Annotated in this window: 22 protein-coding genes; 13 read left to right on the forward strand and 9 right to left on the reverse strand. The window is 55.7% G+C overall.

What is annotated here, in order from left to right; translation table 11 throughout:
• The first annotated feature begins 21 nt into the window (after positions 1 to 21).
• The 7 genes from CWS43_RS13370 (at position 22) to CWS43_RS13400 (ending at position 7,192) form a co-directional block, all read left to right on the forward strand.
• Positions 22 to 996, forward strand: a complete 975-nt coding sequence (locus CWS43_RS13370; protein WP_101077431.1) for a DUF4862 family protein — start codon at positions 22 to 24, stop codon at positions 994 to 996.
• A 108-nt stretch (positions 997 to 1,104) separates the two neighbouring features.
• Complete coding sequence (locus CWS43_RS13375) at positions 1,105 to 2,442, forward strand: MFS transporter (RefSeq protein ID WP_101077432.1); 1,338 nt, start codon at positions 1,105 to 1,107, stop codon at positions 2,440 to 2,442.
• A gap of 9 nt (positions 2,443 to 2,451) precedes the next feature.
• Positions 2,452 to 3,981: an FGGY-family carbohydrate kinase gene (locus tag CWS43_RS13380; protein WP_101077433.1), complete on the forward strand. Its 1,530-nt coding sequence runs from the start codon at positions 2,452 to 2,454 to the stop codon at positions 3,979 to 3,981.
• Positions 3,974 to 4,633 (forward strand): 3-keto-L-gulonate-6-phosphate decarboxylase UlaD, encoded by a 660-nt coding sequence (gene ulaD / locus CWS43_RS13385; protein ID WP_101077434.1) that lies wholly within the window; start codon positions 3,974 to 3,976, stop codon positions 4,631 to 4,633. Before CWS43_RS13380 ends, ulaD begins: the two co-directional genes overlap by 8 nt.
• Positions 4,630 to 5,490: an L-ribulose-5-phosphate 3-epimerase gene (locus CWS43_RS13390; protein ID WP_101077435.1), complete on the forward strand. Its 861-nt coding sequence runs from the start codon at positions 4,630 to 4,632 to the stop codon at positions 5,488 to 5,490. The genes ulaD and CWS43_RS13390 overlap by 4 nt, the downstream gene beginning before the upstream one ends.
• Positions 5,484 to 6,185 (forward strand): L-ribulose-5-phosphate 4-epimerase, encoded by a 702-nt coding sequence (gene araD, locus CWS43_RS13395; protein ID WP_101077436.1) that lies wholly within the window; start codon positions 5,484 to 5,486, stop codon positions 6,183 to 6,185. The genes CWS43_RS13390 and araD overlap by 7 nt, the downstream gene beginning before the upstream one ends.
• A 137-nt stretch (positions 6,186 to 6,322) precedes the next feature.
• Positions 6,323 to 7,192, forward strand: a complete 870-nt coding sequence (locus tag CWS43_RS13400) for a phosphoribulokinase (protein WP_101077437.1) — start codon at positions 6,323 to 6,325, stop codon at positions 7,190 to 7,192.
• Positions 7,193 to 7,198: 6 nt separating this feature from the next.
• Here CWS43_RS13400 and CWS43_RS13405 read toward each other — a convergent pair whose 3' ends face one another.
• Both CWS43_RS13405 and CWS43_RS13410 read right to left on the reverse strand, forming a co-directional pair.
• A complete protein-coding gene (locus CWS43_RS13405) occupies positions 7,199 to 8,383 on the reverse strand; it encodes an amidohydrolase (protein WP_101077438.1) in 1,185 nt (394 codons plus the stop codon).
• Positions 8,384 to 8,398: 15 nt separating this feature from the next.
• Positions 8,399 to 9,589, reverse strand: coding sequence for an MFS transporter (locus CWS43_RS13410; protein WP_101077439.1), 1,191 nt, complete (start codon positions 9,587 to 9,589; stop codon positions 8,399 to 8,401).
• 204 nt (positions 9,590 to 9,793) lie between these two features.
• On the opposite strand from CWS43_RS13410, the gene CWS43_RS13415 reads away from it, so the two are divergent.
• On the forward strand, positions 9,794 to 10,705 hold the full coding sequence (locus tag CWS43_RS13415; RefSeq protein WP_101077440.1) for a LysR substrate-binding domain-containing protein: 912 nt from the start codon (positions 9,794 to 9,796) through the stop codon (positions 10,703 to 10,705).
• A 1-nt stretch (position 10,706) separates the two neighbouring features.
• Here CWS43_RS13415 and CWS43_RS13420 read toward each other — a convergent pair whose 3' ends face one another.
• Entirely contained in the window at positions 10,707 to 11,114 is a 408-nt protein-coding gene (locus CWS43_RS13420; RefSeq protein ID WP_101077441.1) for an OsmC family protein, read from the reverse strand.
• Between the two features lie 362 nt (positions 11,115 to 11,476).
• On the opposite strand from CWS43_RS13420, the gene crp reads away from it, so the two are divergent.
• Together crp and CWS43_RS13430 are read left to right on the forward strand one after the other, a co-directional pair.
• Positions 11,477 to 12,109, forward strand: a complete 633-nt coding sequence (crp, locus tag CWS43_RS13425) for a cAMP-activated global transcriptional regulator CRP (protein ID WP_013573634.1) — start codon at positions 11,477 to 11,479, stop codon at positions 12,107 to 12,109.
• A 61-nt stretch (positions 12,110 to 12,170) separates the two neighbouring features.
• The gene (locus CWS43_RS13430) at positions 12,171 to 14,246 is read left to right on the forward strand and encodes a YccS/YhfK family putative transporter (protein WP_101077442.1); all 2,076 of its coding nucleotides are present in this window, start codon (positions 12,171 to 12,173) and stop codon (positions 14,244 to 14,246) included.
• A 719-nt stretch (positions 14,247 to 14,965) separates the two neighbouring features.
• Here the strand turns inward: CWS43_RS13430 and CWS43_RS13435 are convergent.
• From CWS43_RS13435 to CWS43_RS13460, 6 genes are all read right to left on the reverse strand, one after another.
• A complete protein-coding gene (locus tag CWS43_RS13435; RefSeq protein WP_101077443.1) occupies positions 14,966 to 16,183 on the reverse strand; it encodes an aspartate aminotransferase family protein in 1,218 nt (405 codons plus the stop codon).
• A 167-nt stretch (positions 16,184 to 16,350) separates the two neighbouring features.
• On the reverse strand, positions 16,351 to 16,926 hold the full coding sequence (locus tag CWS43_RS13440) for an aminodeoxychorismate synthase component II (protein ID WP_101077444.1): 576 nt from the start codon (positions 16,924 to 16,926) through the stop codon (positions 16,351 to 16,353).
• A gap of 130 nt (positions 16,927 to 17,056) precedes the next feature.
• Positions 17,057 to 18,262: an aldose 1-epimerase family protein gene (locus CWS43_RS13445; protein WP_101077445.1), complete on the reverse strand. Its 1,206-nt coding sequence runs from the start codon at positions 18,260 to 18,262 to the stop codon at positions 17,057 to 17,059.
• Between the two features lie 242 nt (positions 18,263 to 18,504).
• Positions 18,505 to 20,028, reverse strand: coding sequence for a helicase HerA-like C-terminal domain-containing protein (locus CWS43_RS13450; RefSeq protein WP_101077446.1), 1,524 nt, complete (start codon positions 20,026 to 20,028; stop codon positions 18,505 to 18,507).
• A 140-nt stretch (positions 20,029 to 20,168) separates the two neighbouring features.
• Positions 20,169 to 20,735: a peptidylprolyl isomerase A gene (ppiA, locus tag CWS43_RS13455; protein ID WP_101077447.1), complete on the reverse strand. Its 567-nt coding sequence runs from the start codon at positions 20,733 to 20,735 to the stop codon at positions 20,169 to 20,171.
• A 144-nt stretch (positions 20,736 to 20,879) separates the two neighbouring features.
• Positions 20,880 to 22,163, reverse strand: coding sequence for a cytosine deaminase (locus CWS43_RS13460; RefSeq protein WP_101077448.1), 1,284 nt, complete (start codon positions 22,161 to 22,163; stop codon positions 20,880 to 20,882).
• 211 nt (positions 22,164 to 22,374) lie between these two features.
• Here CWS43_RS13460 and nirB point away from each other — a divergent pair, with 211 nt between their 5' ends.
• Genes nirB through cysG form a run of 3 tightly spaced genes read left to right on the forward strand, consistent with a single transcriptional unit; the run spans position 22,375 to position 26,717 of the window.
• Positions 22,375 to 24,927 carry a nitrite reductase large subunit NirB gene (gene nirB / locus CWS43_RS13465; protein ID WP_101077449.1) on the forward strand — a complete coding sequence of 851 codons (2,553 nt, stop codon included), beginning with the start codon at positions 22,375 to 22,377 and terminating at the stop codon, positions 24,925 to 24,927.
• Entirely contained in the window at positions 24,924 to 25,274 is a 351-nt protein-coding gene (gene nirD / locus CWS43_RS13470; RefSeq protein ID WP_101077450.1) for a nitrite reductase small subunit NirD, read from the forward strand. Before nirB ends, nirD begins: the two co-directional genes overlap by 4 nt.
• 60 nt (positions 25,275 to 25,334) lie before the next feature.
• Entirely contained in the window at positions 25,335 to 26,717 is a 1,383-nt protein-coding gene (cysG, locus tag CWS43_RS13475) for a siroheme synthase CysG (RefSeq protein ID WP_101077451.1), read from the forward strand.
• Positions 26,718 to 26,742: the final 25 nt, after the last annotated feature.

Below are 26,742 nucleotides of genomic sequence, written 5' to 3' on the forward strand. Positions count from 1 at the left end.
TAATTCAATGGGGAAATATCTATGCAAAAGCATGCAGGCTTTATTGTCGGCGCTTATCCTTGCGCGCCCTCTTTTCATCAGCGAAATGAAAATGAAGAAACCGAATTCTGGCGCAAGCTGGCCGATATTCCGGGGATCCGTGGAATAGAACAACCTTGTCTGGAAACATTACATCCGTATGGCGATGAATGGTTATTCCGCCATCTGCCTGACGAGTGGGACATCGTGGTGACCGGGGTGATGGAAACCATGCGCAGGCGCGGAACTTTGCCGGGCTTCGGGCTGGCGTCTGAAGACGCTGAACAGCGCCGCGCCTGTGTCGGCTTTTACCGCCACATTTTCGAAAAGGTGGAGCAGACCAATACGCGCTTTGGCAGAAACAAAGTGCTGGCCGTGGAGTTGCAGTCCGCGCCGCTGACTGGCACACAAAATGTCAGTCTGGCCGCGCGCTGTTTCACGGAGTCTTTGCAGGAAATCCTGAGCTGGGACTGGCCGTGCGGGCTGATTATCGAGCATTGCGATGCGCTTGATAAACCGGCTGCACGCAAAGGTTTCCTGCCGCTGGCGCACGAACTGACGGCGACTGCTGAGGCCAAAGCCCGCACCGGGAAAATGGCCGGAATGTGTATCAACTGGGCGCGTTCCGCCATTGAAGGCCGCAATACGTCCCTGCCGCTGGAACATCTGCAAATCAGCCAGCAGGCCGGTGTTCTTCAGGCGCTGATGTTCTCGGGCACCACCCCCGAAGGGGCTTACGGCGACTGGCAGGATCTGCACGCGCCGTTTGCGCCGTTCCCGGGCAGTGAAGCGGGATGTCAGGAAAGCCTGATGACCGTCGATATTGCCACCGAAATGTTCCGGCACGCACCACCGGAATCCCTGAACTTCTCGGGAATTAAATTACTGGAAATTAATGCCAGCGCTACAGTGGATCATCGTATTGCTATTTTGCAGGACGGGATTAAGGCCATGAATCTGGCAATCAATAAAAAATAACAATCATAAAATAGCGACATCTTATTTTACTCCACATCCCTTTTTGCTGAGGGGAAACCCGCTCGTCTGTTAAACGGGCTCTGTAACTCATTATTAAGGTAATAAGTTATGAATAAGAACTCTGATACTCTGCAAAGCAATCACTCATTAAAAGAAATACCCAAACAGCGCTGGCTTAGAATTATTCCACCAATCCTGATCGCCTGTATTATCTCTTATATGGACAGGGTAAATATTGCCTTTGCCATGCCGGGCGGAATGGACGCGGAATTAGGCATTACCGCATCGATGGCCGGGCTGGCTGGCGGCATATTCTTCCTCGGTTATTTATTCCTCCAGGTACCGGGCGGGAAAATCGCGGTTCACGGCAGTGGTAAGAAATTCATCGGCTGGTCACTGGTCGCGTGGGTCATTATTTCGATTCTCACCGGACTGGTCACCAATCAGTATCAGTTGCTCTTCCTGCGCTTCTCGCTGGGCGTTGCAGAAGGCGGCATGTTGCCGGTCGTACTGACGATGATCAGCAACTGGTTCCCCGATGCCGAACGCGGCAGGGCGAATGCGATTGTGATCATGTTCGTGCCGATCGCCGGGATCATCACCGCCCCGCTCTCCGGCTGGATCATCAGCGCACTCGACTGGCGCTGGCTGTTCATCATTGAAGGCCTGCTTTCCGCCGCCGTTCTGGCGATGTGGGTGCTGACCGTTTGCGACCGCCCGCAGGAGGCGCGCTGGATTTCGCCCGAAGAGAAAAACTGGCTGATATCGACGCTGGCCGCCGAACAGAAAGCCATTGCCGGGAAAGAAGTAAGAAACGCCTCGCTCGGCGCGGTGCTGGCCAACCGGACGATGTGGCAGCTTATCGCACTGAATTTCTTCTACCAGACCGGCATTTACGGCTACACCCTGTGGCTGCCGACCATCCTGAAAGAGCTGACACATTCCACTATGGGTCAGGTCGGCGTCCTCGCGATCCTGCCTTACATCGGCGCCGTCGCGGGCATGCTGCTGTTCTCCTCGCTGTCTGATCGCACCGGCAAACGCAAACTCTATGTGTTCCTGCCCCTGCTGGGCTTTGCGGCCTGCATGTTCCTGTCGGTGATGCTGAAAAACACCGTCTGGCTTTCGTATGCCGCGCTGGTCGGCTGTGGTTTCTTCCTGCAATCCGCCGCGGGTGTTTTCTGGACCATTCCCGCCAAGCTTTTCAGCGCAGAAATGGCCGGTGGCGCACGCGGTGTCATTAACGCGCTGGGCAATCTGGGCGGATTCTGCGGGCCATATGCCGTGGGTTTGCTCATCACCTTCTACAGCAAAGACGCCGGTGTTTATTGCCTGGCGATATCGCTGGCGCTGGCGGCACTGATGGCATTGCTGTTGCCCGCACGGTGCGACGTTCCGGCGCAATCGGCGAACAAATTACCCGACAGCCGTCCGACAGCAGCCTGAGGAAATACGATGAACGCTTCATCCGGAGAATACTGGTTAGGGATCGACTGCGGCGGCACCTACCTCAAGGCGGGATTGTACGACCACACAGGGCAGGAATCCGGCGTTTGCCGCCAGTCCCTGCCGGTGCTGAGCGACCATCCCGGCTGGGCTGAACGTGACATGCCCGCGCTTTGGGCGTCGTGCGTCAGCTGTATTGCCGCGCTGCTGCGCCAGCAAAACGTCAGCGGCCATCAGTTGAAAGGCATCGGCATTTCGGCGCAGGGCAAAGGCTTATTCCTGCTGGATAAAGCCGGGGGTCCGCTGGGCCGGGGGATTTTGTCCTCCGACCGCCGCGCCGGTGATGTGATCAGCGCCTGGCAGCGTGACGGGTTGCATCAGCAAATCTATCCGCTGACCCGTCAGGCGCTGTGGGCCGGGCATCCGGTGTCATTGCTGCGCTGGATAAAACTGCATCAGCCGGAGCGTTATCAGCAAATCGGTACGGTAATGATGGCGCACGATTATCTGCGTTATTGCCTGACCGGCGTGCGCGGTTGCGAAGAAACCAACATCTCCGAATCCAATCTGTACCACATGGGGAACGGTGGTTACGACGCCCGGCTGGCTGAAATGTTAGGGATTGCCGAAATCAGCGCAGCGCTCTCGCCGGTAGTCGGCTCGGCTGAAATCTGCGGAACCGTGACGCCAGACGTCGCGGCGCTGACAGGATTAACCGCAGGAACGCCGGTGGTTGGCGGATTATTCGATGTGGTCTCTACCGCGCTTTGCGCCGGGCTTCACGACGAATTTACCCTGAATGCGGTGATGGGCACGTGGGCAGTCACCAGCGGAATATCAGCGGAAATGGGCGGGCGGGAAAATCATCCGTACGTCTATGGCCGCTACGCTGGCGGCGAAGGCTATCTCATCCACGAAGCCAGCCCGACGTCCTCCGCCAATCTCGAATGGCTCAACCAGCAAACCGGCGGCATGGCGTTTGACGAGATTAACCGCGCCGTCAGCGCCCTGCCGAAAGCCGGAACCGACGTTTTGTTCCTGCCCTTCCTTTATGGCAGCAATCAGGGTGCGGAAATGACCGCCGGATTCTACGGCCTGCAATCGCTGCACCATCGCGGTCATTTGTTGCAGGCGGTTTACGAAGGCGTGGTGTTCAGCCATATGACGCACCTTAACCGTATGCTCGAACGCTTTCCGCAGGCGAAAACCCTGCGCGTCACCGGCGGCCCGGCGCGTTCTGAAGTCTGGATGCAGATGCTGGCCGACGTCAGCGGAATGCCGGTGGAGCTCCCTCAGATCGAAGAAACCGGCTGTCTGGGCGCGGCGCTGGCGGCGATGGTCGGCACCGGCGTGTATCCGACTTTCGCACAAGCGCAGCACCATTTGCACTTTCGCGTAAAGCGCCTGGAACCCGACGCCGGTGCGCAGATGGCCTATCAGAAAAAATCACAACGTTACCAGTTCCTGATCGACGCACTGGGCGGTTACCACGCCCGCTGCGCGGCGGCTGACTCACAGGGAAAACCTCATCATGACTAAACCTCTCCTCCAGCTGGCGCTGGATCACACCGACCTTCCGGCCGCGCTTCGCACCGCGAAGGCGCTGAAAAATCACGTCGATATCATCGAGGCGGGCACCATTTTGTGTCTCTGCGAAGGATTGCAGGTCGTGGAAACACTGCGTGAACTTTGTCCGGACAAGATTCTTGTGGCCGACCTGAAAGTCGCCGACGCCGGTGAAACGCTGGCGCAGGAGGCGTTTAAAGCCGGGGCTAACTGGATGACGGTAATTTGCGCCGCACCGCTGGCGACGGTTATCAAAGCGCACGACGTGGCGAAAACATATCGGGGCGAAATCCAGATAGAGCTCTTCGGTAACTGGACGATGCAGGATGCGCGCGACTGGCACACAGCGGGGATCCGTCAGGCGATTTATCACCGCGGACGCGACGCGCAGGCCAGCGGACAAACCTGGGGCCAGCAGGATCTGGACCGCATGAAACAGCTGTCGGATATCGGCCTGCGCCTTTCCGTCACCGGCGGCATCACGCCTGCGGATTTGCCGCTGTTCCGCGATATCGACGTGCAGGCATTTATCGCCGGACGCGCGTTATCCGACGCAACATACCCCGCGCAGGTCGCCCAGGCGTTTCACCAGCAAATCGGCGCAATCTGGGGAGCAACGGCATGAGAAAACATCCGCTGGGTATCTATGAAAAAGCACTGCCCAAACACCTGAGCTGGCCGGAAAGGCTGGCGCTGGCGAAAAGCTGTGGCTTTGATTTTGTCGAAATGTCGGTGGATGAAACCGATGAGCGCCTGTCGCGCCTCGACTGGAGCATTACGCAACGCGTCGCGCTGGTCGAAGCAATGATGGAAATCGGCGTCTCCATTCCGTCGATGTGCCTTTCAGCGCACCGCCGTTTTCCGTTCGGCAGCCATGATGAAAGCGTCCGCGAACGTGCGCGGGAAGTGATGACCAAAGCCATCAAACTGGCGCGCGATTTAGGGATCCGCACCTTACAGCTGGCCGGTTATGACGTGTATTACGAAGCATCCGATGCCGGCACCCGCGAACGATTTGCCGAAGGGCTGGCGTGGGCGGTAGAACAGGCCGCCGCCGCGCAGGTCACGCTGGCGGTCGAAATCATGGACACCGAATTCATGAATTCAATAACCAAATGGAAAGCGTGGGACGAACGCCTGAATTCACCGTGGTTCAGTGTGTACCCGGACATCGGCAACCTCAGCGCGTGGGGAAACGACATTCCGTCGGAGCTGGCGCTGGGCATTGACCGCATCGCCGCCATCCACCTGAAAGATACCTATCCGGTCACCGCGACCTCAAAAGGCCAGTTCCGCGATGTGCCGTTCGGCGACGGCTGTGTCGATTTCACCGGCTTTTTCCGCACGCTGGGCGCGCTGAATTATCGCGGCGCATTCCTCATCGAAATGTGGACGGAAACCGCCGCCGAGCCGGTGCTGGAAATCATCAAAGCCCGTCAGTGGATTGAAGCCAAAATGCTGGAAGGAGAATTCGCATGTTAGAACAGCTGAAACAGGCCGTACTGGAGGCCAATCTGGCGCTGCCTGCGCATCATCTGGTGACGTTTACCTGGGGCAACGTCAGCGCGGTTGACCGCAAAAATGGGCTGGTGGTGATCAAACCGTCGGGTGTGGAATATACCGAAATGTGCGCCAGTGACATGGTGGTGGTCGATCTGCACACCGGCGAGCGCATCGAAGGCGACAAAAATCCGTCGTCGGATACCGCCACGCATCTGGCACTTTACCGGCAGTTTCCGGAAATCGGCGGCATTGTGCATACGCATTCCCGCCACGCGACAATCTGGTCGCAGGCCGGGCTGGATTTACCGGCCTGGGGCACCACGCACGCCGATTACTTCTACGGCAATATTCCCTGCACGCGCCGGATGACGGAAGCGGAGATCAACGGCGCGTACGAACTGGAAACCGGCAACGTCATTATCGAAACCTTCCTGGAGCGGGGTCTGGACGCCATGCAGGTTCCGGCGGTTCTGGTACATTCTCACGGGCCATTCGCCTGGGGGGAAAATGCCGCCGACGCTGTACATAACGCCGTCGTGCTGGAGGAATGCGCCTACATGGGCCTGTTCTCCCGCCAGCTGACGCCCGCGCTCGGCGATATGCAACAGACGCTGATGGACAAACATTACCTGCGCAAACACGGGAAAAACGCCTATTACGGACAGCTGAAATAACCGGTCGTCGCCTGTCACTTCTCGAATAAATATGGTAACAATAGGCTTAATTATGCGCAGCGATGTCGCCAGGTCTTCGACCACAGAAAAGACCGCGACACGCCTGCCTGCCTCACCTTTATGGAGAACAGCGCATTATGTCAGCCAAACATCCCGTTATCGCCGTTACCGGTTCGAGTGGTGCAGGCACTACCACCACCAGCCTGGCATTTCGTAAGATATTCCAACAGCTTGGCCTGCACGCCGCCGAGCTGGAAGGCGACAGTTTCCACCATTTCACCCGCCCGGAAATGGACGCCGCCATCCGCAAAGCCCGCGACCTCGGGCGTCATATCAGCTACTTCGGGCCGGAAGCCAACGACTTCGGTTTGCTGGAAAAAAGCTTTATCGAATACGGCAAAACCGGCACCGGCCGTTCGCGCAAATATCTGCATACTTATGACGAAGCCGTTCCCTACAATCAGGTACCGGGGACGTTTACACCATGGCAGGCCTTACCGGAACCCACGGACATTTTATTCTACGAAGGCCTGCACGGCGGCGTGGTATCCGACAAAACGGATGTCGCGGCGCATGTCGATTTGCTGGTCGGCGTGGTGCCCATCGTTAACCTCGAATGGATCCAGAAACTGGTGCGCGACACTGGCGAGCGCGGGCATTCCCGTGAAGCGGTGATGGATTCCGTGGTGCGTTCAATGGACGACTACATCAACTACATCACGCCGCAGTTTTCCCGCACGCACATTAACTTCCAGCGCGTGCCGACCATCGACACCTCCAACCCGTTTGCCGCGAAAGCCATTCCTTCGCTGGATGAAAGCTTCGTAGTGATTCATTTTCAGGGGCTGGACGACATTGATTTCCCGTATCTGCTGGCCATGTTGCAGGGCTCGTTTATCTCGCACATCAAAACGCTGGTGGTGCCGGGCGGCAAAATGGGGCTGGCGATGGAGCTGATTATGGCGCCGCTGGTGCAGCGCCTGATGGAAGGGAAGAAAATCGAGTAAGTGAAATCAGGCGTCGTTCATCAGCAACTGCTGAATGAATCCGACGTGTAGTTTCACGCCAATCTGCAACGCCTCCTCGTCCAGCCGGAAGCGCGGGTTATGCACCCCATAAGTCGCGCCGATTTTCTCGTTACCGCTGCCGATAAACAGGAAACAGCCCGGCACTTTCTGCTGATAAGAAGAGAAATCTTCGCCACCAAACAGCGGCTGGGTGACTTCCCGCAATGCCTGCCTGCCGAGCGTATCAGCAATCACCTGACGCGCAATCGCACAGGCGTCCGGATGGTTATCGCCATTCACGTAGCCCCGCGTCCAGCGCAGTTCATACTGCGCACCGTGCGCCGCCGTAATCCCCGCAATAATCTGCTCCATCAGCTGTGGCACCTGCTCACGGACGCTGCTGTGATGGGTGCGCAACGTCCCGGCGAGCTTCACGCGTTCAGGAATCACGTTATAACTCTCCCCGCTCTGGAAGGTGGCGATGGTCAGCACCGGCACCTGAAGCGGATCGATGCGGCGCGCCACGACATTTTGCAGCGCCGTCACCACTTCCGCGCCAATCACCACCGGATCAATGCACAAATGCGGCATCGAACCGTGCCCGCCTTTGCCGGTAATCGTGATGTCGAAATTATCGGTGGACGCGCAGAACACGCCCTCTTTCAGGCCAACCTCGCCCGTCGGGGAATTCGGCATAACGTGCAGGCCGAAGATTTTCTCCACGCCGTCGAGCACGCCTAAATCCACCAGTTCCTGTGCGCCGCCCGGCGGTAATTCTTCCGCGTGCTGGAAGATAAACCGCACCGAGCCGTGCAGCGCGGACTGACACTGCGTCAGCACTTTCGCCGCACCCAGTAACATTGCAGTGTGCGCGTCATGGCCGCAGGCGTGCATGACGCCCGGCACCGTCGAACAGAACGGCTCGTCGTTTTCTTCCTGAATCGGCAAGGCATCGATATCCGCCCGCAGTGCATACATCGGCCCCGGATAAGCGCCTTTGAGATCAGCAACCACGCTGTTGGGCGTCAGCCGCGCCAGGGTCAGGCCGCCAAAGCTTTCCAGCTGTTCAGCAATGTAATCCGCCGTTTTATGCTCCTGAAATGACAACTCAGGATGCGCATGAATATGTCTGCGCCAGCGCAAAATATCCGCTTTGACTTCAGCCAGCATCACTTCAAAATTAAATGTCATCAGACTTCTCCTCAGTTAAACCCCATCGCGCAACGCTGCGCGCGGTTTCAGGGTCAGCGGCAAAATGGCCAGCCCGGCAACCACCATCGCCAGCGCCAGAAAAACGAATGTCGAAAAATAACCGTGCGTCACGGTGATCAGATAGCCCATCGCAATCGGCGCTACGAATCCGCCAAGCGTTCCGCCGGTATTGATGAGCCCCATTGCGGCACCCATGACTTCCGGCGGCAGGCGTTTCATCGGCAACGTAAACACCGTGACAAACGCCGCCATCAGGAAGATGTAGCCCAGGAACAGGAACAGCCCGGCAGTCAACGCTGACGCCGAGGTGTACACCAGCCAGATGCACAAGGCGCTGAGCATTGCGCTACAAAAAATCACTTTTGGCTCTTTGCCCTGCATATAACGGCCGACCAGCCAGCCGGTCGCCAGCGAGGAAATCCAGATCCCCATCCCGCCGGTGGCGACCACCATGCCGGAAACGTCCAGCGGCATTCCCCGCTGCTGCACCAGATATTTAGGCAGCCAGGCCATCAGGCCGTAGGACGGAATGTTGATGCAGAAAATGGACACGAACAGCAGCACGACAATCGGGTTTTTCAGCAATTCACGGTAGCCGGTCGCCACGCCGGTGCGGGATTCTGCTTTCGGGGGATTTGGCACAAAAATGATAATCGCGGCAGCGATCGCAAACGCCAGCAAGCCGAGAAGCGAAAAGGAACCCCGCCAGCCCAGCGTACCCAGTGCGTACACTGCAATCAGCGGCCCGGCGGTCATAGCCAGACCGGCGGATGACAGCAATACCGACTGCGCGAAAGTACGCTGCCCGACATCAAAATTAGAAACCACCGCTTTGGCGCAGGAACACGGGTAACCGGAATGCCCGACGCCGGAGAGAAAGCGAAACGTCACCAGCAAACCAAGGCCGAATCCCAGCAAACCGAAGCAGAGCGCGAACCCGCCGAGCAAAAACAGCGAAACGCCGAGTACTTTCTTGTAGCCGAAACGGTCATTCAGCCAGCCCGCCGGAATTTGAAACAGCGAATAGGCCAGGAAGAAAATGCCGGTGATGTAACCCAGCTGCTCCGGTTGCAGATTAAATTCGCGCTCAATCGGCAACAGCGCGAACCCCATCACCGTTTTGTCGATATACACCACCGCATAACCGACGAACAGCAGGAAGATCATCAGGGAACGATTTTTCATAGCGGATATCCCTTTTTGTTATCACCGCGTCAGAAGTTCTCACTGTCGGGCGAAAAGTAAAATGCGACATGCATCACGTAATTAACTGAATAACAAAGCATTATATATTCCAAATCTGAAGCTATCAGCTTTACAGGTTTGCCATAAGATGCAATTTTTGGGCGGGTGATGCTTTTTACTGATAGGGCTTTCAAGCGGGGCGACATGCGTTATTTACCGAAATTGCAGCAACTCAAGGTTTTCCAGCAGGTTATCCGCAGCGGCAGTATTCGCGGCGCGGCGCGGGCGATGAATCAGTCGCAGCCCGCGGTCAGCAGAACCTTGCGGGAACTGGAACAAACGCTTGAAACTCAGCTTATCGTGCGCGGTAATCAGGGTATGGCGCTGACGGAAACCGGCCGCGCCTTTGCGCAGCGCATGCAGTTTATTCTCGAAGAACTTGAACGCGCAGCGGATGAGATCCAACAGATTAATCAATATTCGCAGGGTTCGGTGGCTATCGGGTTTTCATCACTGCTGGCACTGACGGTGTTTCCGGCTCTCAATGAAGCGTTCAAAACGCAGTTTCCCCAGTCCAAACTGCTGATTAAAGAAGGCCAGCTTTCGACGCTGTTACCGGCGCTGCGTGAAGGGAAACTCGATTTTGCCGTCGGGACCGCCGGGCCGGGTTTTCCGCTGGAAGATTTGGTGCGTGAGCCGCTGTTTAGCGCACCGTTTGGCGTGATTGCGCGGCAAGGGCATCCGCTGGCAGGTGCCACCACGCTCGAAGAATTGCAGGGCGCGCGCTGGGTGTTGCCGGAAACGGATATGGGTTACTACCAGCAGATTCAGATTTCGATGAACGGCTTTAACGCGCCAGCCGGTGAAACGCCGGTGAGAACGGATTCGGTGGTGTGCGGGCTGAATATGGTGTTGCAGTCGGATTATCTGACGATTGTGGCGAAGGCGATGCGTGCTCCGTTCGGCTTGCAGGACAGGCTTTGCCTGCTCAATATCGATACGCTGCCGGAGGCGGAATATTGCGTGCTCTATTCGCAAAAATCGCCGCTGACGTTTGCCGCGCGGCGATTTCTGGATTTACTGCGAAGTCAGTGCCAGTCGTATCGCTGGTCGTGACTTATTCGGCGTTCACTACTTCAAAACTGTGGGTAATGGTCGCGGCTTTGCCCAGCATCAGGGAAACGGAGCAATATTTTTCCGCAGACAGACTGACCGCGCGTTCTACAATTTTATCCGTCAGGTCTTTGCCGGTGACGATGAAATGCAGGTTGATGTGCGTGAACAGACGCGGCGCTTCTTCACGGCGCTGAGACGTCAGTTTCACTTCGCAGTCGCGCACGTCGTTGCGGCCTTTTTGCAAAATAGACACCACATCAATCGCGCTGCAACCACCCGCCGACATCAGCAACATTTCCATCGGGCTCGGTGCTTTGTCGCCCGCATTGCCATCCATTGTGATCTGATGGCCCGATGCCGACTCACCTAAAAACGTCAGCCCTTCTACCCATTTTACGCGTGCGTGCATGTACTCTTCTCCCGGTGGATAAATTCGTCAAATTTTCCCCTCAGACTACCCTTTCACCCAAAAACTGGCAACGTAACCCGATCGCCATCATGCTGAAGCGAGACAACACAAGACAGCATTGCAAACCTGTGCTACAAACAAAGCCGAAACATACTTTCCAGTAAATTGCGGTGACGGTTTTTGCGGTTTAAGAACAGAACCCACGGTGTTAACAGCAATAATCAGGCTGTTTCACTCCGACATCCGCTTGCAGCATTTCTGGGGAGTTATATGCTGAAAGGGCGCTTTTTAAAGGAAGTGCCGTACAGGGAACTCTGAGCCCTGTGATTTTGGGCAGCGATAACAACAGAGGATAATAGCAAATGGTTCTCGGCAAGCCACAAACAGACCCGACTCTCGAATGGTTCCTGTCTCACTGTCATATACATAAGTATCCTTCTAAAAGTACGCTGATTCACCAAGGTGAAAAAGCCGAAACGCTTTACTACATCGTGAAAGGGTCGGTTGCCGTCCTGATTAAAGATGAAGAAGGCAAAGAAATGATACTGTCATACCTTAACCAAGGTGACTTCATCGGCGAGCTGGGACTCTTCGAAGAAGGGCAGGAGCGCAGTGCCTGGGTTCGTGCTAAAACTGCCTGTGAAGTGGCTGAAATTTCTTATAAAAAATTCCGCCAGCTGATTCAGGTAAACCCGGATATTCTGATGCGTCTTTCCGCGCAGATGGCAAACCGTCTGCAAGTGACGTCAGAGAAAGTCGGCAACCTTGCCTTCCTCGACGTAACAGGCCGTATCGCACAAACTTTGCTTAATCTGGCTAAACAGCCTGATGCAATGACCCATCCGGACGGGATGCAAATCAAGATCACCCGTCAGGAAATCGGCCAAATCGTCGGTTGTTCTCGTGAAACAGTCGGACGTATTCTCAAAATGCTGGAAGATCAGAGCCTGATCTCCGCACACGGTAAAACGATTGTCGTTTACGGCACACGTTAATCCCTCAGAAATTGGCGCGGCAGCTTACTGTCGCGCCTTTTTTATGGGCTAAGCTTTACCCATGACGCTATGGCGAAGACTGTTCTATCATCCCGAAGTTAACTACGCGCTGCGCCAGACGCTGGTGTTGTGCCTGCCTGTCGGTATTTGCTGGCTGTTTGGCAATCTGCAAATGGGCCTGCTGTTTTCCCTGTGTCCGGCCTGCTGCAACGTCGCCGGTCTCGATACCCCGCACAAACGCTTTTTTAAACGCCTGATCGTCGGCGGTTCGCTGTTTGCCGTCAGCAGTATCCTTTTGCAGGTGATGCTCGAAAACTGGCACATTCCCCTGCCGCTCATCATGTTATCGCTGGCTTTGCTTCTCGGCGTCACGGGCGAAATCAGCCCGTTACACGCACGCCTGTTGCCCGGCGCACTGGTGGCCACGATCTTTACGCTGAGTATGGTCGGCGTGAGGCCGATGTGGCAGGCGCCCGCGCTGTTTGCCGCCGGCACCGCCTGGTACGGGCTGTTTAACTGGGCGTGGTTCCGTATTTCCGAAGAACAGCCGATGCGCGAAACGCTCAGCCAGCTGTATTTGCAGCTGGCCGATTATTTCGAAGCCAAGTACAGCCTGCTGACGCAACATACCGATCCGGAAACTGCCCTTCCGCCACTGCTCAAACGTCAGCAGCAGGTTATCGACCTGATTGCGTTGTTGTATCAGCAACTGCATATGCTGCCGCAGCACGGACATCATCATCACCACAAGCGGCTGTTTCAACGCTTTCAGGTCGCGCTCGATTTGCAGGAACACATCACGGTCAGCCTGCATCAGCCGGAAGAAGTGCAGAAACTGGTGGAAGAAAGCCACGCCGAGGCGGTGATCCGCCGGAATGCGCAGGTAATTTCCGCCCGTCTGCGCGTGATTGCGGACGATATTCTCTACCATCGTCTTTCCGAACGTTTCACCATGGCGAATGAGCTGGCGGCACTGGAAAAAATCGCGGCGCAGAACCCGCAGAATCCGGTCGGCCAGTTCTGTTATTACCATTTCAGCCGCATTGCCCGGCTTTTGCGGACACAGCGCCCGCTGTACCGCCGTGACCTGATGAACTCCCAGCCGCGCCTGCCGTTCTGGCCTGCGGTGAAAAGCTACCTGTCCTTTAAATCCTCCGCCCTGCGCAATGCCGCGCGTCTCGGGCTGATTCTGGCGATAGGCAGCAGCCTCGGTCTGTTCTTTAATCTGCCGAAACCTTACTGGATTTTGCTGACCATCATGCTGGTCAGCCAGAACGGTTATAACGCTACGCGTGTGCGCATCCAGCACCGTGCGCTCGGTACATTGGCTGGCCTGCTGATTGCCGCCGGATTACTGAAACTGGAACTGCCGGAAGGCATCACGCTGATTTGTATGCTGGTGGTTACGCTGGTGTCATATACGGTACTGCGCAAAAACTACGGTCTGGCGATGGTCGGTATGACGGTGACCGCCGTGTATACGTTGCAGTTGCTGGCAATGAACGGCATCCATTTTCTGGTTCCGCGGCTTATCGACACGCTGATTGGCTGCGCGCTGGCCTTTGGCGGAACCATCTGGCTGTGGCCGCAATGGCAAAGCGGCCTGATGCGCCAGAACGCCCATCAGGCGCTGGAAACCTATCAGGACGCCATCCGGCTGATTCTGCAGGAAAACCCCGATCCCTCTAAACTTGCGTACACCCGAATGCAGGTGAATCAGGCGCACAACAAGCTGTTCACCTCGCTGAGCCAGGCGATGCAGGAACCGGGTTTTAACTCGCATTATCTGGCGGATATGCGTTTGTGGGTCACGCACAGCCAGTTTGTCGTTGAGCACATCAACGCGATGACCATTCTCGCGCGCGAGCATTACATGCTGCCGGAAAGACTGGCGACGGAGTATTTGCAGACCTGCGAAATCGCACTACAAAGCTGTCAGCAGCGGTTGCTTTACGACGGGCCTGGCAGTGAGAACAATCTGTTTAATGCACCGGAGCTGCACCCGGATATGCCGTTGACTGAAATGGAGCGCCATCTGCGGAGGGTGATTTCACATCTGAGTGTGATGCATACCATTTCGTCACTGGCGTGGAAGCAGAGACCACATCACGGGATCTGGCTGACGCGGCGGGCGTAACAGGGGGAGATCCCCTTTTATATCCCCCGTTTGAGGGTTGGATCGAGAAGGTTTCGGTTTCTCACTCGCCGTGGGGCTGGATCGAGAAAGTTTCGGTTTTTCATGTGCAGTGATCACTTAGTCAGCTGCGCCGAAACCGACAAAGAGGGAGGAAAGCGCCTCCCTCTTTGATCTCCCACGCTTTTTTCACTGCGCGCTCCGCTCGCTGGCTATGTTTCAGGAACAATGGCGATTGCCGCGAAATCTTGCCGCTGCGCGGTACCTTCATTTCGGTCTTCGAGCCTTTCGTCTCGAAACACTCATTCAGCAAGCTTTCTGATAGCGGCTAAAGGTTTTTTAATTCAGCTCACAGTTGACTTGCGAATTACATAGCCAGTGGCCGCTTTCAAAACGACGTCGAGTGAGGAGTGAGAGACAGCGAGAGTCTTTTTTCGAGCAGGCTCGAACCCGAGGCGAGAGCACCGCGCAGCGGCGACGTTTGCGGCAATAGATGTGGCTCCTGAAACATAGCCAGCCAGCGGCAGCGCTTGTTTGAAAAAGCGGGGAGAGATCCAAGAGAGGGAAAGCACTTCCCTCTCTTGGTCGGTTTCGGCGCGAGCCGCTGAGCGATCACCGCACATGAAAAACCGAAATATTCTCGGTCATAGCCCTCACGGTGAGTGAGAAACCGAAATATTCTCGATCTATATATTCTTTTAAATAAAGCCGGCTGCTAAAGCCTAAACCCCTGTAACTTTTGCCACAGCTTTCTCAAAGCGCCCCATCCCTTCTTCAATATCCGCGAAGTCGATCACCAGCGAAGGTGCAAATCGCATTACATTCGGGCCCGCCACCAGCATCATCAGCCCGAATTCTGCGGCGGCTGCATGAAACTCTCCGGCGCGGTTTTTGAAGGCGTCTGACAACTCTGCGCCAATCAACAACCCCTGGCCGCGGAATTCGCTGAAGACAGAATATTTCTGGTTGATGGCATCCAGCGCGCTGATGAATTTCTCGCGGCGTTCGTTGATACCGGCCAGCACTTCTGGCGTATTGATGATATCAAGCGCGGCTTCGGCGACGGCGCAGGCCAGCGGGTTGCCGCCGTAGGTGGTGCCGTGTTTGCCCGGTTCCATCACCGATGCAACGTCTTCCGTTGCCAGCATGGCGCTGACCGGGAAACCGCCGCCCAGTGCTTTTGCCGTGGTCAGAATGTCCGGCGTAACGCCGTAATGCATATAGCTGAACAGCTTACCGCTACGGCCCATGCCGCTCTGGACTTCATCGAGCACCAGCAGCGCCTGATGTTTGTCGCAAAGCTCGCGCAGCCCTTGCAGGAATTCCTGAGTGGCGGGCATTACGCCGCCTTCGCCCTGAACCGGCTCCACGACAATGGCGCAGGTATGGTCGTCGATCACCGCTTTTACCGCGTCCAGATCGTTGAACGGCACATGCACGATGTCAGCCGGTTTCGGCCCAAAGCCGTCGGAATATTTTGGCTGACCACCGACGGAAACGGTAAACAACGTGCGCCCGTGGAAGGCGTTATGGAAAGCGATAATCTTGCTTTTGTACGGGCTGTGGCGATGCGAAGCATAATAGCGCGCGAGTTTGAACGCGGCTTCGTTGGCTTCCGCGCCGGAGTTGGCAAAAAATACGCGGTCAGCAAAGGTTGCGTCGATCAGCTTCTGTGCCAGGCGCAGCGCAGGCTCGTTGGTAAAAACGTTGCTCACATGCCACAGGGTTTCGCCCTGCTCGTGTAACGCTTTCACCAGCGCCGGATGGCAATGGCCCAGCGCGGTCACCGCAATCCCACCGGCGAAATCGACGTATTCAGTGCCCTGCTGATCCCACACGCGGCTGCCTTTACCTTTCACCGGAATAAATTTCGCGGGTGAATAAACCGGCAAAATGACTTTATCGAACGTACCCCGGTTAACCGCTGCTTTTTCTGCCATAACCCTTCTCCCTTTCTGATTCTTACCAGTGAGTTGTTACGATGAGCTGGAATTCACACCCACAATGAATGTGAAAATATAATCACAAAATATGCATAAAAAATCACACTCAGGCAAACGGAAATCGCGCCTGTCGCGTAAGTAATTTTTACAATGAGATTAAGTGTTTAGATTTTAAGGAAATTATCCAGAAGCTGATGACCCTGCTCGCTGAGAATGCTTTCCGGATGGAACTGAACGCCGTGCAGCGGCAGCGTTTTGTGCATGATGCCCATGATTTCGTTACGCACGCCTTCGCACTCAGTCCACGCGGTGACGTCAAAGCAATCTGGCAGCGTTTCGGGCGCAATCACCAGCGAATGGTAGCGCGTCACCGTCAGCGGATTATTCAGCCCGCTAAAAACGCTGTCGCCGGTATGGCGGATGGGAGAGGTTTTTCCGTGAATGGCCTGACGGGCGCGGACAATCTTTGCACCAAACGCCTGCGCCATTGCCTGATGCCCGAGGCAGACGCCGAGAACCGGCAGTTTACCGGCAAAATGGGTAATAGCTTGCAGGGAAATCCCTGCCTGATCCGGCGTACACGGGCCGGGTGAAATCACCAGATGTGAGGGGGAAAGCTGTTCGATATCCGCAATCGTCAGCTGATCGTTACGCACCACGCTGACCTCTGCCCCCAGCTCGCAAAAATACTGGTAGAGGTTGTAGGTAAACGAGTCGTAGTTGTCGATCAGCAGCAGCATGGTCATCCCGGTAAAGTCGAAAAATTTACCGGGCAATTCTACGTGTTTTTACACACAGGCTTCAGAAATTTTACCGGGATTCAAATTGAATAAGAAAAAAGGGCGCTGACATCTGCGCCCCTGATCCTGATTATTCAACGGCAATCGGTTGATCGCTGACCTCAGTTTTGTGCTCGCCCTGCAACGTTTTCACCCTTTGCTCAAGCTGTTGAACCGCTTTTGCATCCGGCAGCAGAGAGTATTTCAGCTCAAACACGGTGCTCTGGCCAGGTTGCAGCTGTTTCACGCGGCCCTGCTTGCGCTCAATCGTCACCGGATACGCATAGTTGGTGCCCGGTTCAATACCGGTGACGTACCCCTGTTTCAGCGTGTCGGTGTTTTTCCACAGCGTCAGCAGCGGGAGCTGATGGGTGTCGAACTCAATCGATGCGCCTTTATCACCGGCTTTGTTGACGACGCCCGCGATGGTTTTACCCTGCGCATCCGCCAGCGGCACCATGTTGAAGACCATTTCATCGAAGCCTTTGGTTGGCCCCGCGTAAGTCTGCCAGTCGGTCAGACCTTTTTTGGCGTAATCGTTGAACGGTGAAATGGATTTCAGCGGTGCAATAAAGCGCGCGCCCTGCTCAAGGATCGGCTGACCAAAGTTGCTGTGATAAATAATCTGGTAGTCGTGCGGATAATCCGACTGGTTGGTGAGTTCATCGTGAATGGTCCACGACTGGCTACCCGGCACGTAACGCAGCTCGGTCCAGGTTTCCAGTTTGGCTTTCTTAAAGGTGTCTTCTTTGAGCAGCCCGCGCACGGTGATTTCGTACGGCGCTTTTTCTGCAATCTCCACCACGACTTTCGACGCTGGCGTGTTGCCTGCGCGGCCATGCAGTGTGTAGATCATGCCGTCAGCGGTCACCGGATGGCCGGTCCATTCAAAGCCGCAGCGCACCATCATTTCGTTGAAACCTTCCAGCCAGCCCACTCCGTTGCGGCTTTCCAGATTGATATACGCCGGGTTCACCACTTCCAGCACCGGCGAATCCCAACCCAGCCGGATGTTATCACCGGTGACATGCAACAAATCCATGCCACGCGTCGGGCTCAGGGCAATGGTCAGCCCTTTGCTGGTGATCGTAATGACTTTAGACCCTTCCTGTTTACCGCCGTGCAATACTTTTTGTTCGATGCTGAAATCTGCACCGGCGATATTCAGCTTTTTGCTGTCAGTTTTCCAGTTTCCCAGTTCAGTACCGGCTTCAGCATCCGTCAGCACGATAGTTTGTGCGGCAGCCTGCCACGAAAAAAGCCCCATGACGATCCCGGTTACGAGTAATTTTTTCACATCCACTCCTTTTTGCTGAATTGATTTAGCCCAAAAGCAATTCAGCCTACAAATCCCGCAGGGCGAAAAACGTGACAGCCTTCAACTTGATCGGTTTTGCAGTAAAACCACCCGTCACAACGTGCTGAGAGTTGCAAAAAGTAAGATGAAACAGGATCTGTTACAGAGAATAGTGAGAGGTCAGGCAGGGAAAAAGCACACAAAGCTGACGCGCTTCAGCTTTATGTGCTGAACAGAAGAGATTACTTTTTACGGCCCCCCATAATGGAGCCCAGAACACCGCGCAAAATTTGCCGCCCTAAATCACGGGCCATGCTTTTGGCCGCGACCTGCACCACGCCGTCGCGTTTACCGCCACGCGGGCCGGTGCTGCCGAACAGGATTTCATTGAGGCCGCCCATCAGGCCGCCGCCAGAATCTGTTTGCGCAGCGGGTTTAGCCGCGCCGCCCGTTTGCGGGGCTTCCACTGTGCCAAAACCCTGTGCGGTGATTTTTTCATACGCGGATTCACGATCCACGCTTTCTTCGTAACGGCCATACAACGGCGACTGGTTGATGGCTTTATTGCGCTCATCTTCGGCCAGCATGCCCATTTTCGATTCCGGGGCAATAACCATGGCGCGCTGCACAATTTCCGGCCGCCCTTTTTCGTCGAGGAAAGACACCAGCGCTTCGCCGACGCCCAGCTCGCTGATCGCCGTTTCCGCGTCAAACGCCGGATTCGCGCGCATAGTCTGCGCTGCGGCTTTCACCGCTTTCTGGTCGCGCGGCGTAAAGGCGCGCAAGGCGTGCTGAACCCGGTTGCCAAGCTGCCCGAGCACGCTGTCGGGAATATCCAGCGGGTTCTGCGTGACGAAGTAAATCCCGACGCCTTTGGAACGGATGAGACGCACCACCTGTTCGATTTTCGTCAGTAACGCTTCAGGCGCGTCATTGAACAACAGATGTGCTTCATCAAAAAAGAACACCAGCTTCGGCTGTTCCGGGTCGCCCACTTCCGGCAGATGTTCGAACAGCTCCGCCAGCAGCCAGAGCAGGAAAACAGAATAGAGTTTGGGTTGATTAATCAGCTTATCTGCGGCCAGCAGATTGATGATCCCGTGACCGTTTTTATCGGTGCGCATCAGGTCGTTGATATCCAGCATCGGCTCGCCGAAGAACTGATTCGCGCCCTGACCTTCCAGCGTCAGCAGGCCGCGCTGAATCGCCCCGATGGACGCCGTGGAAATATTGCCGTACTGCGTCTGGAACTGTTTGGCGTTTTCGCCGGTAAACTGCACCATGGCGCGCAAATCTTTCATGTCGAGCAGCAAAAGTCCGTTGTCATCGGCAATCTTGAAAACCAGCTGCAACACGCCGCTTTGCACGTCATTCAGATCCAGCAACCGCGCCAGCAATAACGGCCCGAGATCGGAAATCGTGGCGCGGATCGGATGGCCTTTTTCACCGAAAATATCCCACGGGATAATGCTGCACGCCTGCGGCTGCCAGTCAGTGACGCCGATATTCTTCAGGCGCGCGGCAAGTTTTTCCGAAGGCACGCCTGGCGCGCCAATCCCCGATAAATCCCCTTTTACATCAGCGAGAAAAACCGGAATGCCGATACGCGAAAACTGTTCAGCCATGCGTTGCAGCGTGACCGTTTTCCCTGTGCCGGTCGCGCCGGTTATTAATCCATGCCGGTTCGCCAGCGCAGGCAGGATCACCAGATCCTGAACCGGCTGGCCTTCATTCATGGCTTTCGCAATCAGGCGGGGTTCGCTCATTTCTTTTTCCTTGAAAGTGGGACGCGGGAACGCTCTTTAAAACCTATTAGTCAGGACAAGGGGCGTCAAGAAACACCCAACAAAAAGCCTCCCGAAAGGAGGCTTAGATTCTTTGCTCAAAGGAACCGGAAAGCTGAACGTTATGGCAAGACTTTCGCAGACAGAATCACAATCGGCGTGGTCGGAACGTTCTGGTATGGCCCGACGTTGTCGGTTTTCACGGAAGACATTTTGTCTACTACGTCCATGCCTTTGATGACTTTACCGAAAACGGCATAGCCAAAATCACGCTGGCCGTGATCCAGAAACGCATTATCCGCCACATTGATGAAGAACTGGCTGGTGGCGCTGTCTTTATCCGCAGTACGGGCCATTGCAACGGTACCCCGCAGGTTGCGCAGGCCGTTATCCGCTTCATTTTTGATTGGCGCCTTAGTCGCTTTCTGCTGCATATCCGCAGTAAAGCCGCCGCCCTGGACCATGAACCCCGGGATCACGCGATGGAAAATGGTGTTGTTGTAGTAGCCACTCTGGGCGTAATCGACGAAGTTCTTAACAGAAACCGGTGCCTTCGCACTGTCGAGTTCCAGTTCGATATTCCCTGCTGAAGTGGTCAGCATGACATGGGTTTGGCCAGCGGCAAAAACCGGTGACATTGCAGACAGGGATAGCAGCGCAGTGAGGGCCACCAGGGTACGTTTAAACATGTCGGTTCCTTTCTTGTGAATACAAACAACAGATCCCACTGATTCTAAAGAGCCTTTACGCTCAGCGCCAGACCTTTACCTTTATTTACGCTGAGAATAAATATCCGATATATTTCAGAATATTACATCATGTTTTTCACAGTGTTAGCGGTTGAAATCCACCGGGTAATCTTTATCAAGATGGATGACCGTTTTCGCCGGTTCTGTTTGTGCGATAAGCCGGCCCTGACGGATAGAATATCGCACCGGCGTCTGGCGGCGGACAGCGTCAAAACCGCTCTGCGCAGGCAGGATCACCAGGCTCGCCGGATTGCCGCTTTTCAGCGCATAATCCGCCAGATTCATCGTTCGCGCGCTGTAGGTGGTAATCAGCTTCAGACCGTCGTCAATTTGCTGGTATCCCATCAGTTGGCAAACATGCAGCCCCATGTGCAAAACCTGCAACATATTGGCGGTGCCCAGCGGATACCACGGATCAAAAACGTCATCGTGGCCAAAGCAGACGTTAATCCCCGCCTCCAGCATCTCTTTCACGCGCGTAATACCGCGACGTTTCGGGTAAGTATCAAAGCGCCCTTGCAGATGAATATTCACCAGCGGATTGGCAACAAAGTTGATACCTGACATTTTCAGCAGACGGAACAGCCGTGAGGTATACGCGCCGTTATATGAGTGCATCGCGGTGGTATGGCTGGCGGTGACGCGCTGGCCCATGTTTTCGCGCAGCGCCAGCGCCGCCACGGTTTCCACAAAACGCGATTGTTCGTCATCTATTTCATCGCAATGCACGTCGATAAGCTTGTTGTATTTCTGCGCCAGCGCAAAGGTTTTGTGCAGCGATTCCACGCCATATTCACGGGTAAATTCAAAATGCGGAATGGCGCCTGCGACGTCAGCGCCCAGCTTCAGCGCCTCTTCGAGCAGGGCTTCGCCGTCGGGATACGACATAATCCCTTCCTGCGGAAACGCCACGATTTGCAGCGTAACCCACGGCGCGACTTCGGCTTTCACCTCCAGCATGGCTTTCAGCGCGGTCAGCGTCGGGTCGGAGACATCAACGTGCGTACGGACGTGCTGAATGCCGTTGGCAATCTGCCACCTGAGTGTCTGCCACGCGCGCTGTTTTACGTCTTCATGCGTGAGCAGCGCCTTGCGTTCTGCCCAGCGTTCGATGCCTTCAAACAGCGTACCGGACTGGTTCCACGCGGGCTGACCGGCGGTTTGCGTCGTATCAAGGTGAATATGCGGTTCGATAAAAGGCGGGATCGCCAGCCCGCCTTCCGCATCAAGAATATGTTCACCCTGCGCATCATTTTGTGGCCGGGAGATGATCTGGCGAACCACGCCGTCTTCGATATCGATCTGCCACAATCCTTCGCTGCCGGGCAGGCGTACGTTTTTGATGGTCCGTAAAAGGGTTTTCGTCACGCGTAACCTCATCGTTATAGAAAGTCGGTTTTAGAAAGCAATAGAAGAACAATAGCCTGAAAGTGTTTATAAATCGAAAGGTTACACAAAAACTCAATGAAATCAGTTAAATACCACCTAAGGAGTATATTGGGAGCGGCTTGATTTGTATCAATACCCCCTGTTACGCGCGGGTTATGTTTAGCCTCATAAAATCAAAATTGAGGCAATTATGAGCAAAGTCAGACTCGCGATTATTGGTAACGGCATGGTCGGCCATCGCTTTATCGAGGATTTGCTTGATAAAGCGGAGCCGGGTCAGTTCGATATCACGGTATTATGTGAAGAGCCGCGCGTGGCCTATGACCGCGTCCATCTTTCCTCTTACTTTTCACACCATACCGCCGAAGAACTGTCGCTGGTTCGTGAAGGATTTTACGAAAAACACAACGTCAGCGTGCTGATTGGCGAACGCGCCATCACGCTGAACCGCAAAGAAAAAGTGATTCATTCCAGCAGCGGTCGTACGGTGTACTACGACAAACTGATTATCGCGACCGGTTCCTACCCGTGGGTACCGCCGATCCTCGGTTCTGACGGCCAGGACTGTTTCGTTTACCGCACCATTGAAGATTTGCACGCCATCGAATCCTGCGCCCGTCGCAGCAAGCGCGGTGCCGTCGTCGGCGGCGGGTTGCTCGGTCTGGAAGCGGCGGGTGCCCTGAAAAACCTCGGCGTGGAAACGCACGTTGTTGAATTCGCACCCGGCCTGATGGCGGAACAGCTTGATGTGATGGGCGGCAGCCAGTTGCGCCAGAAAATCGAAAGCATGGGCGTGCAGGTTCACACCGCGAAAAACACCAAACAAATCGTTCAGGGCGGAAGTTCTGCCCGCAAAACCATGGAATTCGCTGACGGCACCGCGCTGGAAGTCGATTTCATCGTGTTCTCTACCGGCATCCGTCCGCAGGACAAACTGGCGCGCCAGTGTGATCTCGAGATTGCACCGCGCGGCGGCATCGTCATTAACGACCAGTGCCAGACCAGCGATCCGGACGTTTACGCCATCGGCGAATGTGCGTCGTGGAATCAGCGTACCTTCGGTCTGGTCGCGCCGGGCTACAAAATGGCGCAGGTCACCGCAGACCATCTTCTGGGCCGCGAAAATACCTTCACCGGCGCGGACATGAGCGCCAAGCTGAAACTGCTCGGCGTTGACGTTGCAGGTATCGGCGATGCACACGCACGCACACCGGGCGCGCGAAGCTACGTCTATCTGGATGAAAGCAAAGCGTTATACAAACGTCTGGTCGTCAGCGAAGACAACAAAACGTTGCTCGGCGCGGTTCTGGTCGGCGACACCAGCGATTACGGCAATCTGTTGCAGCTGGTGCTTAACAGCATCGAGCTACCGGAAAATCCGGATGCGCTGATCCTGCCTGCCCACGCGGGCAGCGGCGGCGCAGTGATCGGCACCGACGCCCTGCCGGAAAGTGCGCAAATCTGCTCCTGTTTTGACGTCACCAAAGGCGACATCATCAAAGCGGTTCAGGGCGGCTGCCACACCGTCGCGGCACTGAAATCCGCAACCAAAGCCGGGACCGGCTGCGGCGGTTGTATTCCGCTGGTCACCCAGGTGCTGAACGCTGAGCTAAGTAAACAGGGCATCGAAGTAAACCATCACCTGTGCGAACACTTTGCGTATTCACGTCAGGAGCTGTATCACCTGATCCGCGTTGAAGGCATCCGTTCGTTTGACGATTTGCTCAATAAATACGGCAAAGGTTATGGCTGCGAAGTGTGTAAACCGACCGTCGGTTCGCTCCTTGCCTCCTGCTGGAATGACTACGTGCTGAAAGCGCAGCACACGCCGCTTCAGGACACCAACGACGTCTTCCTTGCCAACATGCAAAAAGACGGCACGTATTCTGTTATCCCGCGCTCACCGGGCGGCGAAATCACGCCACAAGGCCTGATGGCGATTGGCGAAATTGCAGCGGAATATAACCTCTACACCAAAATTACCGGCTCCCAGCGCATCGGGATGTTCGGCGCACAGAAAGACGATTTACCGGCTATCTGGCAGAAACTGATTAACGCCGGTTTCGAAACCGGTCAGGCGTATGCGAAGGCGCTGCGTATGGCAAAAACCTGCGTCGGCAGCACATGGTGCCGCTACGGCGTCGGCGACAGCCTCGGTTTCGGCATCAGCCTGGAGAACCGTTACAAAGGTATCCGCACGCCACACAAAATGAAGTTCGGCGTGTCCGGTTGTACCCGCGAATGTTCGGAGGCACAGGGCAAAGACGTCGGGATTATTGCCACCGAAAACGGCTGGAACCTGTATGTCTGCGGCAACGGTGGTATGAAACCGCGCCACGGCGATCTGCTGGCCGCCGATCTGGATAACGAAACGCTGCTGCGCTATCTCGACCGCTTCATGATGTTCTACATCCGCACCGCCGATAAGTTGCAACGCACCTCGGTCTGGATGGATAACCTCGAAGGCGGCATCAGCTACCTGCGCAAGGTGATTATCGATAATAAACTTGGCCTGAACGATCAGCTGGAAGCCGAGCTGGCGCGTCTGCGTGAATCTGCGGTTTGCGAATGGCAGGAAACGCTGAACGATCCGGCGGCGCAGACCCGCTTCACGCACTTTATCAACAGCGCGCAGCGCGACCCGAACGTTCAGTTCGTGTCAGAGCGCGAACAGCACCGTCCGGCGCGCCCGGACGAACGCATTCCGGTGAAAATGATCGCCGACGGGGAGGAAGTATTATGAGCCAGTGGTTAACGCTTTGTTCTGTTGAGCAAATCCTGCCGGGCTGCGGCGTTTGTGCGCTGGCGGGTGATCAGCAGGTTGCGTTGTTCCGTCCTTACGCTGATGAGCAGATTTTCGCGCTGTCGAATATCGATCCCTTCGCCAAATCAAGCGTGCTTTCACGCGGGATTATTGCGGAACATCAGGGCGAATTATGGGTCGCCAGCCCGCTGAAAAAACAGCATTTTCGCCTGACGGATGGTTTGTGTATGGAAGACGATACGCATTCGATTCCGGCCTTTGAGGTTCGTGTTCAGGGCGGCAATGTGGAAATCAATACCGCCAGCCTTCACGCAGAAACCTGCTAAACTCCGCGCCTTTCACGCCGCCTTCGGGCGGCGTTGTTATCTGCTTTCGGGAACGTCGTCATGGATTATTTGCCCCTCTTTTGTCAGTTAAAAAACAGAGCCTGTCTGCTGGTGGGCGCCGGTGACGTTGCCGAACGCAAAGCCCGTTTGCTGCTCGATGCCGGTGCGAAACTGACGGTCAACGCCCTCACCTTCACGTCGCAATTTCAGATTTGGGCAGACGAAGGCAAAGTCCGCCTGCTGAAAGGCGAATTCTCGCCGCTGCTGGTCGATGAAAAGTGGCTGGTCATTGCCGCGACGGATTCTGATTTAGTGAATCAGGAAGTCAGTGAAGCCGCCGAGCAACGCCGCGTTTTCTGTAATGTGGTGGACGCGCCGGAAAGCGCGAGCGTGATTATGCCGTCGATTATTGACCGTTCGCCGCTGATGATCGCCGTCTCTTCCGGCGGCAATGCGCCGGTTCTGGCGCGCCTGTTACGCGAACGCCTGGAATCCATTTTGCCACAGCATCTGGGCAAACTGGCGCAGGTCGCGGGCGGATTGCGCTCGCGGGTCAAAGCGCAGTTCAGTGAGATGTCCGACCGCCGTCGCTGGTGGGAAAAGCTGTTTAATCATCATCGTCTGGCGCAATCACTGGCCAATAATGACGACGTGCAAAGCGGGCAATATCTCGAAGAATTATTCAGTGAGCCGGTGGATAAACACGGTGAAGTGATTCTGGTCGGTGCCGGGCCGGGTGATGCCGGTCTGCTAACGCTCAAAGGTTTGCAGCAAATGCAGCTGGCTGATGTGGTGGTTTACGACCGGCTGGTTTCCGACGGCGTGCTGAATCTGGTGCGCCGGGACGCCGAGCGCATTTTCGTCGGCAAACGCGCCGGGCACCATTGCGTTCCTCAGGAACGTATCAACGAAATTCTGCTGGAACAGGCGCAAATGGGTAAACGCGTTGTGCGCCTGAAAGGGGGTGATCCGTTTATCTTTGGCCGCGGCGGCGAAGAACTGGAAGCGCTGAAAGCCGCGGGCATCGCGTTTTCCGTCGTGCCGGGCATCACGGCCGCCTCGGGCTGTTCGGCCTACAGCGGCATTCCGCTGACGCACCGCGATCATGCGCAAAGCGTACGGTTAATCACCGGCCACGCCAGACAGGACGGCGCACTCGACTGGGCGTGTCTGGCGCAGGGTCAGCAAACGCTGGTGTTTTATATGGGGCTGACACAGGCGGCCGAGATCCAACGGCGTCTGCTGGAAAACGGTCTGCCAGCACAAACGCCTGTCGCGCTGGTCGAAAACGGCACCAGTCAGCAACAGCGCGTCGTCACCGGAAACCTGACTGACCTCGAAAATCTGGCCAAACAGGTGCAAAGCCCGAGCCTGATTATCGTCGGCAGCGTGGTCAGCCTGCGCCCGAAACTCAACTGGTTTGCCAGTGAGACATGTCTGTAACCGCCTTCCGCTCAAAAAAACTCCA

The organism is Rahnella sp. AA (genome assembly GCF_002834385.1).
Taxonomy (GTDB): domain Bacteria; phylum Pseudomonadota; class Gammaproteobacteria; order Enterobacterales; family Enterobacteriaceae; genus Rahnella.